This is a genomic window from Hydrogenophaga sp. OTU3427, from assembly GCF_038440225.1.
Lineage (GTDB): Bacteria > Pseudomonadota > Gammaproteobacteria > Burkholderiales > Burkholderiaceae_C > Hydrogenophaga.
The window spans coordinates 1-556 of the sequence record NZ_JASATI010000124.1 but is presented as its reverse complement, the minus strand read 5'-3'; the positions used below and the strand labels follow the sequence as shown (position 1 = coordinate 556).

The window sequence follows — 556 nt, the reverse complement described above, 5'->3', positions numbered from 1 at the left end:
GGGCTTCGAGGGGGCCGCGACCATCGACTACGTCATGAAAGACGGCGATGGCGACACCGACACGGCGCAACTGGTGATCACGGTGGCACCCGACTCCACGCCGACGGTGGACTGGCTGCTGGTGGGTGCCAGCCCCGGTGTGGTCGACGAAGGCGCCTTGCCCGAGGGCAACCTGGGCGGCACCACGACCACCAGCGGCACGCTGGACATCGCCACGGGCTTCGACGTGCTGAATGCCGTGGGGGCCGTTGTCATCAACGGCGTGGACGTGACTCTGGGCGGCACCGTGCCAGGCACCTACGGCACACTGGTGGTGACGGTGGGTGCTGGGGTGTACGACTGGACCTACACCCTGAACGACAACGCGCCCCACACCAACACCGGCGCGGTGGGCGCGGCGGATCAGTTCCCGGAAGAGAACTTCGCGGTGGTGGTCACGGACGACGACGGCGACAGCAGCGCACCGGTGCCGCTGGTGATCCAGATCAATGACGACGGCCCACTGGCCGCTGACGACACGGGCAGCACCGTCGAAGACACACCGGTGACGGTCAAC

General features: G+C 67.8%; 1 protein-coding gene. It reads left to right on the top strand.

What is annotated here, in order from left to right; translation table 11 throughout:
* Nucleotides 1-556: hypothetical protein (locus AAHB17_RS24565; protein WP_342133685.1), on the top strand; the 556-nt coding region annotated here is incomplete at both ends.